Origin of the sequence: Streptomyces sp. M2CJ-2 (assembly GCF_016757295.1) — a bacterium.
Taxonomy (GTDB): domain Bacteria; phylum Actinomycetota; class Actinomycetes; order Streptomycetales; family Streptomycetaceae; genus Streptomyces.
In genome coordinates, this window is the sequence record NZ_JAESIF010000308.1 from 1 (window position 1) to 376 (window position 376).

At 76.1% G+C, this 376-nt stretch carries 1 pseudogene; it reads left to right on the plus strand.

Annotation, left to right across the window (positions count from 1 at the left end):
- Positions 1-376 (plus strand): annotated as a pseudogene (locus tag JL475_RS39420) (hypothetical protein); the annotation flags it as partial.

The following is a 376-nucleotide window of genomic DNA, read 5'->3' on the forward strand; positions in this document are numbered from 1 at the left end:
GATGACCGGGGACGGGGTCAACGATGCCGCCGCCATCCGCCTGGCCGACGTCGGCATCGGCCTGGCCGCCCACGGGTCCACCTCCGCCCGCGCCGCGGCCGACCTCGTTCTCACCGACCCCGATCCCACCCGGATCCTCGACGCCCTCCTGGAGGGCCGGACCCTGTGGCGCAGCGTGCGCGACGCGGTCGCCATCCTGGTGGGCGGCAACGCCGGCGAGGTCGCCTTCACCGTGCTGGGCACCGCCCTGTCCGGCCGGGCGCCACTGGGCACCCGTCAGCTGCTGCTGGTCAACCTGCTCACCGACATGCTGCCCGCCCTCGCGGTCGCCCTCAGACCCGCCCGCACCCCCCGGTCCGGCGAAGACCCCCTCGCG